This is a genomic window from Prochlorococcus sp., assembly GCF_965655815.1.
In the GTDB taxonomy this organism is placed as follows: domain Bacteria; phylum Cyanobacteriota; class Cyanobacteriia; order PCC-6307; family Cyanobiaceae; genus Prochlorococcus_A; species Prochlorococcus_A pastoris.
Map to the genome: position 1 here is coordinate 1 of NZ_CBFHHZ010000010.1, position 14,820 is coordinate 14,820.

A 14,820-nucleotide genomic window follows, 5' to 3' on the forward strand; every position below is an offset into this window, starting at 1 on the left:
ATTATATCTTCTTGGCATTGTGTAAAAATCTAAAAAAGACATTGCAACGAATAAAACCGTTCCAAATCCTGCAATCATGAGTTCAAGACCTGAACCTCCAAATACTCCTGGAGCAAAGAATCCGCCGATTAATTGAACAAACATTGCTATCAATAAACCAATTAAGCCAAGTCCAACAACTCCGCTTAGAGCTTGTCCAACACTATCGCTCATCCTTTGACCTGTATAAGAAGCTATTACAAAAGTAATACCTGTTGCTAGTGCAGCTGTACCAACAGATCCAATACCAATTGTTCCGATTGCCAAAGCTACTATTCCACTTAACGTAAATCCAGTTAATAAACTGAATCCAGTTAACAAAGGAAGAGCTTTTGAATTGTTCGCGTTGTTAGCAGCACTTGTTGCAACGAAAAATAAAACCAATTCAGCTATTAGAGCGACAATAGAAAGAGGTTGAAATAATGAAGGGTTTGTTGCTATAAGTGAGACACCTGCTAATACACCTAAAGAAGTTAGAACCATTCCTCCACCTACATAAGGAAGAGCTTTCTGTACTACATTAGGTCCAACGATAGAACTAGATTGAGCATCGCGAATGGCTTGATTAAAATTACTACTAGCTGGCATTTTTATACCTTTTAATTGAATCTATTCTACCTAATTTTTTATATTTCAGTGTACGGTTCACCCAAATAATATTTTATTTGTAAGCCTCAATAATTTTCTGAACTAAAGGGTGTCGAACCACATCTTCAACAGTTAAATAACAAAACTTTATTCCTTCAGTATTAGAAAATATTTTAGATGCTTCCACTAAACCACTTAACTGATCATTTTTTAAATCAATTTGAGTAATATCACCATTCACGACCATCTTTGATCTTTCACCTAATCTAGTTAAAAACATTCTCATTTGAGAAGTGGTAGTATTTTGAGCTTCATCTAAAATAACCAAAGAATTATCTAGTGTTCTTCCTCTCATAAATGCCAGTGGTGCGACTTCAATAATGCCTTTATCAATTAACGAATTTGTTTTGTCGGTTCCAAAAATGCTATGTAGAGAATCAAACAAAGGTCGTAAGTATGGATCAACTTTTTGCTGCAAATCTCCAGGCAGAAATCCTAAATTTTCACCAGCTTCTACAGCTGGTCTTGTTAAAACAATTTTTTCGATTTTTTTCTCCTTTAATAATCTGGCGGCACAAACGGTTGCTAAAAATGTTTTACCCGTACCTGCTGGACCAATAGCGAAAGTTAAATCAAAGTTCTCAATAGATTCAACATATTCTTTTTGTCTTATAGTTCTAGGCCTTAAATATCTCCCTTCTTTTGAACGAGCTAGAATCTTTTTCCCGAGCTCAGCATGAGAAGAAGATTCTCCCATATTTAAGGAACTTAGAGCAGCTTTAAGATCCACTTCTGGTACTTCTAATCCTTGTTCCCAAATTGGTCTTGTTAGCTCTACCAATGCAGATGCTCTTTCAAGTTTAGGAATTACTCCATTCAACTCGAGTTGTAAACCTCTAATAGTTAGGGAGACACCTGTAAGAGATTCAAATTTTTTTAAAAAAGAATTCCCAGGACCCGATAACGCAGTAGCAGCATCCGAGCTTGGCAAATCTATAGTGAAGTGACCAGTTTTGGAAACTTCTTTCATCTAATTAATAAATAATAATAAGTTTGACAATTTTTTAGCTTTCAGCTTCTTTACTATCACTTTCAGCTTCTTTACTCTTGGCCTTTGCAATCTTTTCTTTTTCCAACTTAGCCTTACCAATAGCTATGGAAGGTCTAACTTTCTTTTCTAGTAATCCACCTTTTTCTAATAAAGTTCTTACAACATCGGTAGGTTGTGCTCCCTGAGTAAGCCTGATTCTTAATGCTTCTGTGTCAAGCCTAGTTTCTTTAGTTCTTGGATTGTAAAAACCTAATTCTTGAAGAGGTCTTCCATCTCTTCTGGAAGTACTATTGCATGCAACGATCCTGAAACTTGCTTCTTTTTTCTTTCCAAAGCGCTTAAGGCGCAATTTAATCATTTTAAATTAGTACAGATTACTTAATAATATCATTTGAAGGTAGCTATTCATAAACTATAAATCCCCAAAACCTTTTTTCTTTTTATTTGATTTTTGTTTTTTAAATGATTTATTACCATTTCCTCCACCCATTCCTGGCATTCCACCCATTCCTGGCATTCCACCCATTCCTGGCATTCCACCCATTCCTGGCATTCCACCCATTCCTGGCATTCCACCCATTCCTGGCATTCCACCATTTGACATTTGTTTCATAAAACCTCTCATTCTTTGAAAATCAGCAAGTACTTTATCAACATCTTTTGCTTGATATCCACTGCCTTGTGCAATCCTTTGTCTTCTTGATGGTTGAGCCGCAAGGACTTCTGGCTTTTGCTTTTCTTCTAAAGTCATAGAAGAGATCATTGATTCAATTTTTTTTAATTGTTCTTCCCCATTTTTTATCATTCCATCATCAATTTTATTCATCCCTGGTATTAATTTAATTAAGCCTCCAAGTGATCCCATTCTCTTCATTAATCTCATTTGCTTAACAAAATCATTAAAGTCAAAAGTTGCCTCTTGAAGTTTCTTTTGCATTACTTCCGCATCAGCAAGCTCCACTTCTTTTTGTGCCTTTTCAACAAGTGTTAATACGTCTCCCATGCCCAGAATTCTGCTTGCCATTCTCTCAGGATGGAATGGCTGCAATGCTTCTATCTTTTCACCAGTTCCTATGAATTTGATTGGTTTTCCACTTATTTTTCTTATTGAAAGTGCAGCTCCTCCTCTTGAATCGCCATCTAACTTAGTTAATATTGCTCCTGTTATTCCAACTTTTTCATGAAATGACTTCGTCAAATCAGCTGCTTCTTGACCAATCATAGAATCTACAACCAGTAAAACTTCATCAGGCTTTGTAACCTCTTTTATTCGAACCATTTCGCCCATCATTGATTCATCTATTTGCAATCTTCCAGCAGTATCAACAATTAAGGTATCTACATTATTTTCATTGGCATAGCTCAAAGCATCCCTTGCTATTTCTTCAGGCTTACTATTTTTTTCTTTCGCTGAGAAAACTTCTAGCTCATATTGATTACCAATTGTCTTAAGTTGTTCAACAGCTGCAGGTCTATAAATATCAGCTGCAACTAATAAAACCTTTTTTTCTTTCTCCTTCAAATAAAGGCCTAATTTACCTGTTGCTGTTGTTTTCCCAGCACCTTGTAAACCTGCCATCAAAATAACAGTAGGTGTCGTTTCTTTTTCAATTAATGGGGAATTTTCATTTCCCATAATATTTATTAATTCTTTGTTAACTACTTCAATAAATTTCTGTCCTGGATTAACACCTCTTACGACTTCTTCTCCAATAGCATTATCTTTTACCTCTGAAACAAATTCTTTAACCACCGATAAACTAACATCAGCATCTAACAATGCTTTTTTAACTTGCTTTAAAGAATCATCAATATTATTTTCGCTAATTTTGGCTTCACCTCTTAAACCCTTAACGGCGTCTTCAAAGCGTGAAGAGAGTTCATCAAACATTATTTATGATTATTTATTTTTAATATTATAGATGATAGTAATAGCTAATCCTAAACACCACTTATGTAGTCAACTAATTTCCAGGAGTTATTTGAGAAACCTAAAATATATTTAACTTTCAAAAAAGGAGTAAAAGTTGTTTCATTTATCAGTTCTCCATCAGTTTTTAAAATTTTTTCTGTATATTTCAAGTCAACTGATACTGATATTCTGGATGCAGTTTGAGTTAAAAGTACAATATTTTCAATATTAGTATTTATATTTTTGTAGATGCCTTTTTGAATATCAAGTTGTCTTTCATTCGTTAATCTATTAATCAAATCATTTTGAACTATCTTTGATAAATTAATTTCACTTGTTCCTGCTAGAAATTTACTTTTATTTACAAGCCATGTATTAATTAAATATTCAATTTGTTCTAAGGAGGGAGAAGCAGTTTTTATTTCTCCTCCTGAAAAAGAAATTTTTTCTGTATTTTCTGGGAGAATAATTTTTGATTTATCGAGAACTTTTTTTTTATCGTCTTGGTTTAAAACTTCATTAAAGACATTCTTATTTTCATTTATAGATAATGAGCTATCAATTATTTCTTTTTCCTGTGCAGGTTTTTTGAGATTATTTCTTACAAGTCCAACACCTATGCCAAAAGCAAATAAAATTAAAAAGGCATAAAGATATGTTAGGTAGGGAGATTTATTAAATATTCTATAGTTCTCTAACGCTTCTCCAAATACAAATTTTAATTCGGCAATCTTTTCCATTGCGTACTTATAAAACTCTATTGATTTATTTTTAATAATCTCATCTGTATAAATATTTTCTTCAATAACTTCTTGATCATCTTCTTTTACTCCACCAGGCAAAGGTAATCGTCCTTCTTCAAAATTGTCCGAATTGAAATCAGGTTCCGTACTTAAATCTTTTAGAGATTCTTGTGCTTTAAAATTTGGTTTATTTTGAGGCCCAGACTTAAATACAGTTCTATTTGACTTCTTTTCTATTTGCTCAATAAATTCTTGGATTTCTCTATCCTCAAACCAAGAGTCTAAATCGATTTCTTTTAAATCAATATCCCTATAACCAACCAAAACATCATTTTCTAACCAATTTTTACAAAAAATACATATTGCTTCTAATTTTTCTCCAGGATAATTATTTAACCAATCTCTTAACTTCTCATCGGAACTACTTAAAAACCTCGCTGAGGATTGCTCAACATCTGCTAAAAGCAAATCAAGGCAACCTATTAATGGCATTGAGTCAAGTCCTGATAAATTTAGTTTTTTTAATATTTTTCGAGCTTCGAATAATTTTGCAGGTTTTCTTCTTGCAAAACCAATTGCTGTTAAAGATAAAAAAGCTAAAAATCCCGCTTCACTTGAACCCCTTTTTTGTAATTCTAAAAATAAATCTATCTGATCCTGAACAGTTAAGAATGGCTTTATTTGTTGAAAGAAAGATTCAAATTCTTGCTGATTTAGATAATCATTATATTCAGATTTATTTTTCCCTTCTAATCCACCTCTTTTGATTATTAAATTTTCCAGCATACTTAAACCTTTTTTATGCGACTCATATTCATTTAAATCTCTACTTAACAAATCAAGAATTCGATACGGAAGAAGCGACACTAAGTCCTCCTCTAGAGTTTTCCGTAAATCCCCTAGTTTGCCCATTCTTTGAAGAAGCTGTATGCCTTCTTGTAAAAAATCTGCAGCATTTGAGTAAGATCTTTGATCTTGTTCTTGTATCGCCGCATCTCTAGATGTCAAAGCCGCTAACAAGGTAAGATCAGCTTCTCTACTGCTACCCAATGCAGGGGTTTGAGGGGGTTGCAATGCTTTTCTTGTTATTTTAAAGGCTTCTTTAGCAGAGCCCGATTCCCAAAGGAGAATTAATCCTGCAACCTCTCTATTTGAAGATAAATCTAAACCTGATGCTCCATTTAACAATAAATTTTCGTAATCTCTTCTACTATCTGGATCTGTAAGCAAATCTGCAGTAAGGCGAAGCAATTCTGACCTTTGAGTTAAAACCTCGTACGTGAATCCTTCATCAGGAGTTTTATCCAAGCGTAATTGGAAAGCCCTTAATATTTCCTCAGATGTTGCTGAGGGGCTTACGCCTATTAAACGAAAGTGATCTAATGGAAGTTCCAAACAAATATCCTATTGAAAATCCTTTAGATGAATTTTATCAATTTATAATTTTTTTTCATAATGTCTTGGAGAGTTATTAAAAAAAAACATGAAAATCGTCCATTGAGGCTTAGAATGTTAACAAACCAAAACTTCATTAAGGTATTTTCTTGGAAACACACGTAGAGAGAATTTCAAATCTTCAGGACTTAAAAAAAGCGAAGTTAGATCGTGAAACCGGATTATTTCTCTATGAAGACATGACGCTTGGTAGAAGATTTGAAGATAAATGTGCGGAGATGTACTACAGAGGTAAGATGTTTGGTTTCGTACACCTTTATAACGGCCAAGAAGCAATCAGTACTGGTGTGATAGGTGCAATGAAAAGGAAGCATGACTGGTTTTGTAGTACCTATCGCGATCATGTTCATGCGCTTAGTGCAGGTGTTCCATCTTTTGAAGTGATGAGTGAATTATTCGGTAAAGCAACAGGATGCAGTAAAGGCAGAGGTGGTTCTATGCATTTGTTCTCAAAGGAGCATCATTTATTAGGAGGATACGCTTTTATTGGAGAAGGTATTCCAGTTGCTTTGGGATCAGCTTTTTCAAGTAAATACAAAAAAGAAGTTGTAGGTGACAATCAAAGTGACTCTGTAACAGCTGCTTTCTTTGGAGATGGGACTTGTAATAATGGACAATTCTTTGAATGTTTGAATATGGCTCAATTATGGAAATTACCAATAATTTTTGTAGTTGAAAATAATAAATGGGCTATTGGAATGGCTCACGACAGAGCTACAAGCAACCCAGAAATATGGAGAAAAGCATCAGCTTTCGGTATGCATGGTGAAGAAGTCGATGGGATGGATGTATTAGCTGTGAGGGGAGCTGCTCAAAGAGCTGTTGAAAGAGCAAGAGCTGGAGAGGGTCCAACATTACTGGAATGTTTAACTTACAGATTCAGAGGTCATTCTTTAGCTGATCCGGATGAATTAAGAGCTGAAGAAGAAAAAGAATTCTGGGCCAAAAGGGATCCTATTAAGAAATTAGCTAATCAGATGATAGAAGGAAATTTTGCTAAAGAAGAAGAATTAAAGAATATAGAGAAGAAAATAGATTTAGAAATCTCTGAATCTGTTAAAAATGCTCTAGATGCTCCAGAACCGCCTTCTAACGAATTAACTAAATATATTTGGGCCGAAGATTAAGTTAAATTCCGCTAGGTAATTTTCTAGTTAAATTTCTTAGTTTTCTAAGAGCCTTAAGTTCCACTTGTCTTACTCTTTCTCTCGAGACTTCTAATAACCTTCCTATTTCTGCTAAGGTATGTCTCTCATTTCCATCTAACCCGAATCTTAACTTCAGAACATGTTGTTCTTGTTCGCTTAAATGACTTAACCACTTTCCTAACTGCTCTTGATGCATCTTTTGCTCGACTTGGTCTAGAGGTTCTTCATTATTACTATCTGCAATAAGGTCACCCAAGAAACTCCTGCCATCATCACCATTTACAGGTGCGTCTAAACTACTTGTAGATAGAGCTTGTCTCAATACAGAATCAAGTTCCTCTACATCTATTTCCATTGCTTCCGCAATTTCAATTCTACTTGGCATTGCTCCAAGTTTATGCGCTAATTCCCTACTTATTTTTCTAATAGTGGCAAGTCTCTCACTTAAATGAACTGGTAAACGGATAGTTCTGGATTGGCAGGCAATAGCTCTGGTCATACTTTGGCGAATCCACCAAAAGGCATAAGTAGAAAACTTATATCCTCTTGTAGGATCAAACTTTTCAACTGCTCTCTCTAAACCTAAAGAACCTTCTTGAACAAGATCTAAAAGTTCTAATCCTTTACCTTGATATTTTTTTGCAACACTAACTACTAACCTTAAATTAGCTTTCATCATTCTCTCTTTTGCTCTTCTTCCAATTTTTATGATTCTTTTATCTTGAGGAGTAAATTCTTTTGTTTTTTCATTTAGTTGACCGTCTTCAGTTAGAACCATCATTTTTTGAACTTGGTTACCCAATTCAATTTCTTCAGCAGGTGTTAATAAAGGGACGCGGCCAATATTAGATAGATACCAACTAATAGGGTCATTACCTCTTCTTTTTTGCGGTTCTGTTGATGTTGTTGCTGATGAAGCCATTTTTTACCCAGATTGAGGTACTAAAACTTTCCTACACTTTTGTGGAAATAGCCGATTACTTAATACCTGCTTCAGATTTCAGGTATAAATTGTATAGTTATGTGTTTAAAACTATAAAAAACTCCTTATAATTGTTTCTTTCATAACATTAGCCTCGTTTTTGTTTTTCTCATTAATTTAGATAACTGGTCCCCTATTAAAGAAGCATTTGACCCTTTTTTACACTTTGATGCAGCAAAAGAGTGTAAAAAAACGTATTTTGCTAAAGATTCAGTCTTAATGTTATCTCCCAAATAAGACAGATCTATTGCTGAACATCCACCAATAAATCCAGACAAAAGATCTCCTAAACCCGCTCTTGCAGTCTCAGAATCAGTTCCAAAAAGTTGCCATGCATTTTCATTATTGGCAATGACGCTATTTGCTCCTTTTAATAAAATATTTATATCAAATTCTTTAGCAGCTTTTATAGCTAGTTCAATTTTATTAGTACACTCAATCTCAGGAAATAACCTCATGAATTCATTATCATGAGGAGTAATCCAAGTCTCATACTTTCTTTCTAAGAAAAATTTAGGTCCCAAATTTGATTTAGAAATTCTATTAAGTGCATCCGCATCAAGAATCAATAAACCTTTAAAATCTAATAAGTACTGTGTTGATTTTTCCCAATCATCCTCATTCAAGCCAATTCCTGGGCCAATAACTATTGAATCATAATTAGAAAAATCAATATCCTTTAAGGCATCGAATAAAATTGAATTTCCATTTGGATCGCTACTAAGTTTTCCTACAACTACTGCTTCTGGTTCAACTTGCCAAATTAATTTTGAAACTAAATCAGGGAGAATTGCTGCTACAAACCCCGCTCCACTTGAAATAGCTCCTTTTATTACTAGATGTGCTGCCCCAGGATATCTTTCACTTCCCGCAATTAATAATGTTCTACCTCTTTTATATTTAGAAGAATTTTTTGGTAATAAAGGAAGATTAATTGTTTTTAAATCTTGATAAGTAATTTTTAAAATCTTACTTTCTAATTTACATAATTGACTTCTCGATATACCTATATCTATGTGATGTAATTCGCCAATGTAAGGTAATGCGGCGTCTTGTAATAATCCAATCTTATTTAGTCCAATAACTAAATTGTAGTTTGCTTTTACAGCATTTTTTGAGAAGGGTTTCCCAGAATCAGGACATAAACCCGTTGGAACATCTATGCTTACAACCTTACCAGACCCTTTTTTAAATTTTTTATTAAATAATTCAATTAATTCATCATCAACTTTTCTATTTTGATTATTCCCGAAAATAGCATCAATCCATAAGTCTTTCCCTTCAGGATCGGGAGGTTCTCCTAATATTTCTACTCCAAGAGATGTAAGATAATTTACATAATTAATCGTTAATGTTTTTTTTAAAGGAAATGGGCACCATAATTTAACTAGGTATCCCTTTAGAAAAAGCTCTTTAGCGATTACTGCCCCATCCCCACCATTATGGCCAGGACCTAAAAAAACTATTACTCCCCCTTTTAAAAGAGATTTTCTTTTCAAAAGCCATTTAGATAGTTGAATTCCAACCTTTTCCATCAACGCCTCTTGAGGCATTCCTTGAGAAAAAATTTCATTCTCTAAATCCAACATTTGCTTTGAAAAAACAACCAGATGTTTAGAGTCAATTGTTGGCCATCCAATTTCTTTCATAATAAGTTCAAAGCAATTAAAAACTGTTCAAAATTCTAAATTTCCATGTTAAAGACTTTAAAGGATAAAAAATTAGAGAACTGTTCTTCTATAAATAATAAATCTAAAAAACAAAAAAAAATAATTGTTGGTCTTTCAGGTGGAGTAGATAGTTCACTATCTGCAGCCCTTCTTATAGAAGATGGTTGGAAAGTTGAAGGCCTAACTCTTTGGTTAATGAAAGGAGAGGGCTCATGCTGTTCCGAAGGATTAGTTGACGCTGCAGGTCTATGTGAAGATTTAGGAATTAATCATAATATATTGGATTCAAGAGTAATTTTTGAAAGGGAAGTAGTTAAAAAGACTACTGAGGGATATGAATCCGGTTTCACTCCACTTCCATGCTCGATGTGTAATAAAAATGTAAAATTTGAAGAAATGCTCAATTTTGTTATTAAACAAAAAGAGTTTACTTATATTGCTACTGGTCACTACGCAAGAGTTCAAAAAGTTTCTTGCGAGAACATCAAAAACTCTGAAAATTTCCAATTCAAGGATTTCTTACTCCTAAGGGGGGCTGATAGAAATAAAGATCAGAGTTATTTTCTTTACAGTCTTTCCCAAGAGGTATTAAGCAGATTAATACTTCCGCTCGGAAATCTTAAAAAAGAAGAGACAAGAAAAGAGGCCTTAAGATTAGGACTTAGAACTGCAAAAAAACCAGAGAGTCAAGATCTGTGTTTAGTTGAACATTATGGATCTATGCAAAAATTTATTGATAATCGTATTGAACCTAAAGAGGGTGAAATTAAGCATATTAATGGAGAAATTCTTGGCACTCATAATGGTATTCAACATTTCACAATTGGGCAAAGAAAAGGTTTAGGTATTGCTTGGCCAGAGCCTTTATATGTAGAAAGTTTAGATAAACAAAAAAATATAGTTTATGTCGCAAATAAAAATGATCTTTTTAAAAGAGAAGCCATAATAAAAGAAGTAAACTGGGTTTCAATTGAAGCACCTTTAAAAGAAATAGAAGTAGAAGCACAAATAAGATATCGGAGTGAACCCGTAAAAGGAATTTTAATTCCTGTAAAAAATGAAGACAACATAACTAAAAAGTTTAAATTAATTTTCGAAGATAACCAAAGCTCTATCACTCCTGGGCAAGCAGCAGTTTTTTATAAAGATGATATTTTATTAGGAGGCGGATTAATTTGTGAATTTTCCAAAATATAAATTTAATCCATTTAAAAACAAAAATAATAAGAACAAAGGGCGTTCCCCATATGTTGTATAGAAAGTTTTTTCAATAGAAAAATTAGGATTTACAACATCATTTTGCTCAGTATTAGGATCAAAGAGTTTAATTATTTTTCCTTCTTCACTTATTAATCCTGAAGGACCAGTATTTGCAATAATTATATTATCTTTTTTATTTTCTATACTTCTTACTCTGGCCAAAGATAGAAATTGATCATGTAGCTTCCTTGGATAAGGATCTAAGTTAGCTGCTGAAATTATTAGTTCTGCCCCACTGTTTACAGCATTTCTTATTTTAAATCCATCAGTAATTTCATAACAAATTGCTATTGCGAGTGGCTGAGTAAATTTCCATTTAAAAAACCTTGAATCTGATCCTGGCTGAATACCTCCTACTGCCGATAGTCCTCTTGAAAATATATTTAAGAATCCTGGAATTTTCTCCCCCAAGGGTACCAGTCTATGTTTATCAATAAAAGATGAATAAGTTTTATCCCCAATTTGATATCCAAGCAAAGAACTTCTTAGGCCATTTTTAGAGTTTCTAAAACCTCCTGCCAACATCCTTATTTTACTTTTGAAATTTAAATTGAAATTATTATTCAAAGTCCCCTCGGGTGTAATTAGGAGTTTTGCATTATTTGATAGAGCAATTTTTTGAGCAGAAATCAACTTATCATTTATAAATTGATTTTTAAAATTCGTTTTTTCTCTTGTGGGCATATTAGTTTGCCATAGAGCTACTGGATAGTCATTATTTCTTTCAATTGGGTTCGTAAAACCTCCAAGAAAATGTAAAAGGACGAGAATCAAAAGCCCAAATAAGAATGTTTTTTTAAAATGATATTTTCTTTTCCATTTCTCATAAATTAGGTATATCCAAAAACCTATAGTTAACTGCACTACACATAAACCACTCGCACCAATCCATCTTGCTAATCCCGCAAGATACAAATCTCCTGGAACTATTCCTTCCCCTAAACCTATCCAAAAAAAAGGCGTTTGGGAAAGAATGAATTCACCTATACCCCAGGAAAAAGATAACAATAAAACTTTTATAATTAATCTTAAAGAGTTCATATTAGAAATTTCTTTTTTTGGGAGAGTTTTTTTAACTAAAAGACCCCATAAATAAACCAATATTCCTCCTATTAAAGAGCAACTAAACAAGATTGAAATAGAAATAATTAAACTTGATATCCATGAAAAACCTAACCAGGTCAATGGGTGAAGTTCATAAAGCCAAGAATGACTTACTAAAATAAAGAAAAACCCCCAAAGAAAGTTTGCTAATTTTTTATCACTTCTACTCCATAAAATAAATATGGATAATGGCATAAAAAGCAGCCAAAAATGCGTAGATGTAGCAATTCCTCCAAAAATGCCTCCAAGGCATGGATAAAAATACTTATTAAACTTTTTATTTTGAGTGTTAATCAATAATATAAAATTTCTAAATTAATTCTTTTAAAAAGATATATTATTGTACCTTCTTCTGTAGAATTGAAATAGTGACTTTTAAAATTAAGTGAAAGAAGTTTTAATTAGTTTTACGATTTTTGTATTTTGCCTTTCATTAACTCTGTTTAGTCAATTTAACTCCCCTCAAGTTGTTAATGCAGCTGAATCAAAAACTGAATTCGTAAATAAAACACCTATTGCAAAATCATCTAATGTTTCAAATACCAATATATTTGAATTAGATCCATCAGATCCAAACCCAATACTTTTCGCTATGGCAGAAGAAACACAAGAAGAAAGCAATTCTAGAACTACTGATAGTGGTTTAATTATTGTAGATATAGTTAACGGAGAGGGAGATGAAGCAAATTCTGGGCAAACAGTTTCTGTAAACTACACCGGAACATTAGAAGACGGAACCCAATTTGATACCAGTATTGGCAGAGGGCCATTTAGTTTCCCATTAGGCGCAGGAAGAGTAATCAAGGGTTGGGATGAAGGAGTAGCAGGAATGAAAGTTGGTGGAAAAAGAAAATTAACAATTCCTCCTGAGCTAGGATACGGATCAAGAGGAGCAGGAAATGTAATTCCTGCAAATGCAACTTTAATTTTTGAAGTTGAATTATTAAAAGTCAATTAAAGTAAGAAATAACATCTAAAACTTTTCAATTTAGTTAATCTAGAAGTAAGATATATTCAAATATAAAAAAACGAATGTTAACTAAATTAATCAATTCTCTTTTAAATAAAAGTTCCAAATTGGAAGTCCATGCACACTGTGACGGCCCTTGTGGTGTTTACGACCCCGCTTCTACAAGAGTCGCTGCTGAAGCAGTATTAGCAATGACAAAGAAGCTAATTGCTCTTACTCCTCCTTCAAGTACAGACTCAGCAGATTGGGCTGCTTACAGTAATACGTTTTCTAGATTTGTAGCTGTAAAAGAAGAACAGGCTAAAGAAACTAAGAAAGAAATTCTAATCTTATGGACAGATTACTTTAAACCCGTTCACTTAGAAACTTATCCAGATTTACATGAAACAATCTGGAAAGCAGCGAAATTATGTAGTGCTTGTAAAGTGAATATTGATCTTGCTCAAGCCGAAGAATTGATGAGTTATGTAGAAAAGATACATAACATCTTTTGGGAATCAAAAGGCAGAAGTGATGCTTTTGTAAAAGCTAGCTAGTTCAATTATTTTTAAAAGTTTTTACGATTTAATTGCATTTTTTTTTGGACTAAGAAAAATAGCAACAGTTAAAGGTCAATCCATGTTGCCTACTTTAAAAGAAGGTGACATGGTTTTTTTTAAAAAATATATAAAAAACAAATCACTTTTGAAAGTTGGTCAAATAGTAATTATCTATCATCCTCTTAAAAATATTAGGTTAATTAAAAGAGTAAAAAATATCATTAAAAATAGTATCGAAGTTTTGGGGGATAATATTGAATTCAGTGACGATAGCAATAAATTTGGATTAATTAATAATGAAAAAGTAATTGGAATAGTTACTTCAAAAATTAAAAAAATATTCTAGGTCAAAAATAGAGAAGTACTTTTTTGGACCCAAAACAAGCCCATAGAAAAAGATAATCCACCAGCAAAAGCTATTAACCTTCTAATAAATTTTTGACCTGCATTTAAAGTTGTTACAGATATTAGGCAAGTAAACAAAACCATACTTGCTAAAGAACCACTCAAATATGAAATTAAATAAGCAAATGCATTAGGAAGAGGTAAAGCTAATGCTGGAAGAACTGCGAGAAAATGAGAGCCACCTGCTAAACCATGAAGTAATCCCAGTCCTGTCAATGCATGAGAATGCTTATTATGTTTTTTTTGGTCTTCACTATGAAAATGCAAATGATGATGAGCTACACCATTATGTTGATGAGAGTGAGAGTGAAGGTTTAGATGTAAAGAATTTCTTATTGCAAAGAATCCAACAATAAGAAGAGAAATTCCAACTAAAAATTCAGCGAAGTTGGAAAATTTACTTAAAGGGGTAATATCTTTTATGAAAATTGCTAGAAAGGCTAAAAAGATTACTCCTGAAGAGTGCCCCAAGCCCCATGAGATACTATTTCTCGCCGCAATTTTTGGACTCGTAATCGATGATGGGGCCATTGCAATAAGATGATCAGCGCCACTTACCACATGAATAAATCCAGCAAGAATTCCAGTTAATATTACAACCTGCATTTATATATAAAATACAACTTAACAATACTCAGATTTATAGCATAAATATCCAGCTTTAATTAAATTGAGTTAAATAATTTCTTAAAAGAGTTCTCAATATCACTTTCCCTCATAAACCTTTCGCCAATTAAAACCCCTTTAATTCCAATCGAATTGAGAGTTTTTAAATCATCAGAGTTATTTATTCCAGATTCACTAATAGGAACAATATTATGTTTTGAAAATATATCGGAATATTTACTCATTATTCCTATTGATGTTTTTAGATCAGTTTTAAAAGTCTTCAAGTTTCTATTATTTATTCCTATTAAATTAAATGATTTCAAACTCAATATTCTTTCAAGTTCT

At 32.9% G+C, this 14,820-nt stretch carries 14 protein-coding genes and 1 pseudogene; 5 read left to right on the top strand and 10 right to left on the bottom strand.

What is annotated here, in order from left to right:
• The 5 genes from ACTF45_RS08820 to ACTF45_RS08840 all read right to left on the bottom strand — a co-directional run.
• Positions 1–627 (bottom strand): Bax inhibitor-1/YccA family protein (locus ACTF45_RS08820; protein ID WP_438949817.1); only part of this gene is annotated, 627 nt, incomplete at its 3' end.
• A gap of 73 nt (positions 628–700) precedes the next feature.
• Entirely contained in the window at positions 701–1,657 is a 957-nt protein-coding gene (locus ACTF45_RS08825; protein ID WP_438949818.1) for a PhoH family protein, read from the bottom strand.
• A gap of 34 nt (positions 1,658–1,691) precedes the next feature.
• Entirely contained in the window at positions 1,692–2,036 is a 345-nt protein-coding gene (gene rpsP, locus ACTF45_RS08830; protein WP_011132919.1) for a 30S ribosomal protein S16, read from the bottom strand.
• 54 nt (positions 2,037–2,090) lie between these two features.
• Complete coding sequence (gene ffh, locus ACTF45_RS08835; protein WP_438949819.1) at positions 2,091–3,569, bottom strand: signal recognition particle protein; 1,479 nt, start codon at positions 3,567–3,569, stop codon at positions 2,091–2,093.
• Between the two features lie 50 nt (positions 3,570–3,619).
• Positions 3,620–5,728: an IMS domain-containing protein gene (locus ACTF45_RS08840; protein ID WP_438949820.1), complete on the bottom strand. Its 2,109-nt coding sequence runs from the start codon at positions 5,726–5,728 to the stop codon at positions 3,620–3,622.
• A 149-nt stretch (positions 5,729–5,877) separates the two neighbouring features.
• On the opposite strand from ACTF45_RS08840, the gene pdhA reads away from it, so the two are divergent.
• Positions 5,878–6,915, top strand: a complete 1,038-nt coding sequence (pdhA, locus tag ACTF45_RS08845) for a pyruvate dehydrogenase (acetyl-transferring) E1 component subunit alpha (protein ID WP_348660047.1) — start codon at positions 5,878–5,880, stop codon at positions 6,913–6,915.
• Position 6,916: 1 nt separating this feature from the next.
• Here pdhA and ACTF45_RS08850 read toward each other — a convergent pair whose 3' ends face one another.
• Both ACTF45_RS08850 and ACTF45_RS08855 read right to left on the bottom strand, forming a co-directional pair.
• Positions 6,917–7,858: an RpoD/SigA family RNA polymerase sigma factor gene (locus tag ACTF45_RS08850; RefSeq protein WP_438949821.1), complete on the bottom strand. Its 942-nt coding sequence runs from the start codon at positions 7,856–7,858 to the stop codon at positions 6,917–6,919.
• Positions 7,859–7,998: 140 nt separating this feature from the next.
• Positions 7,999–9,567, bottom strand: coding sequence for an NAD(P)H-hydrate dehydratase (locus tag ACTF45_RS08855; protein WP_438949822.1), 1,569 nt, complete (start codon positions 9,565–9,567; stop codon positions 7,999–8,001).
• A gap of 45 nt (positions 9,568–9,612) precedes the next feature.
• Here ACTF45_RS08855 and mnmA point away from each other — a divergent pair, with 45 nt between their 5' ends.
• On the top strand, positions 9,613–10,785 hold the full coding sequence (gene mnmA, locus ACTF45_RS08860; protein ID WP_438949823.1) for a tRNA 2-thiouridine(34) synthase MnmA: 1,173 nt from the start codon (positions 9,613–9,615) through the stop codon (positions 10,783–10,785).
• Here mnmA and ACTF45_RS08865 read toward each other — a convergent pair.
• Positions 10,759–12,249 carry an acyltransferase gene (locus tag ACTF45_RS08865; protein ID WP_438949824.1) on the bottom strand — a complete coding sequence of 497 codons (1,491 nt, stop codon included), beginning with the start codon at positions 12,247–12,249 and terminating at the stop codon, positions 10,759–10,761. The two genes, mnmA and ACTF45_RS08865, sit on opposite strands and share 27 nt — an antisense overlap.
• Before the next feature lie 88 nt (positions 12,250–12,337).
• Here ACTF45_RS08865 and ACTF45_RS08870 point away from each other — a divergent pair, with 88 nt between their 5' ends.
• The 3 genes from ACTF45_RS08870 to sodX all read left to right on the top strand — a co-directional run bounded on the left by ACTF45_RS08870 (position 12,338) and on the right by sodX (position 13,807).
• Positions 12,338–12,910 (top strand): FKBP-type peptidyl-prolyl cis-trans isomerase, encoded by a 573-nt coding sequence (locus ACTF45_RS08870; RefSeq protein ID WP_288348216.1) that lies wholly within the window; start codon positions 12,338–12,340, stop codon positions 12,908–12,910.
• A gap of 74 nt (positions 12,911–12,984) precedes the next feature.
• On the top strand, positions 12,985–13,458 hold the full coding sequence (gene sodN / locus ACTF45_RS08875; protein ID WP_288348218.1) for a superoxide dismutase, Ni: 474 nt from the start codon (positions 12,985–12,987) through the stop codon (positions 13,456–13,458).
• A gap of 58 nt (positions 13,459–13,516) precedes the next feature.
• Positions 13,517–13,807, top strand: coding sequence for a nickel-type superoxide dismutase maturation protease (gene sodX / locus ACTF45_RS08880; protein ID WP_438949825.1), 291 nt, complete (start codon positions 13,517–13,519; stop codon positions 13,805–13,807).
• Here sodX and ACTF45_RS08885 read toward each other — a convergent pair.
• Entirely contained in the window at positions 13,804–14,472 is a 669-nt protein-coding gene (locus tag ACTF45_RS08885) for a hydantoin utilization protein A (RefSeq protein ID WP_288348222.1), read from the bottom strand. The genes sodX and ACTF45_RS08885 overlap by 4 nt on opposite strands.
• Positions 14,473–14,531: 59 nt before the next feature.
• Positions 14,532–14,820: pseudogene (locus tag ACTF45_RS08890) on the bottom strand (indole-3-glycerol phosphate synthase TrpC); the annotation flags it as partial.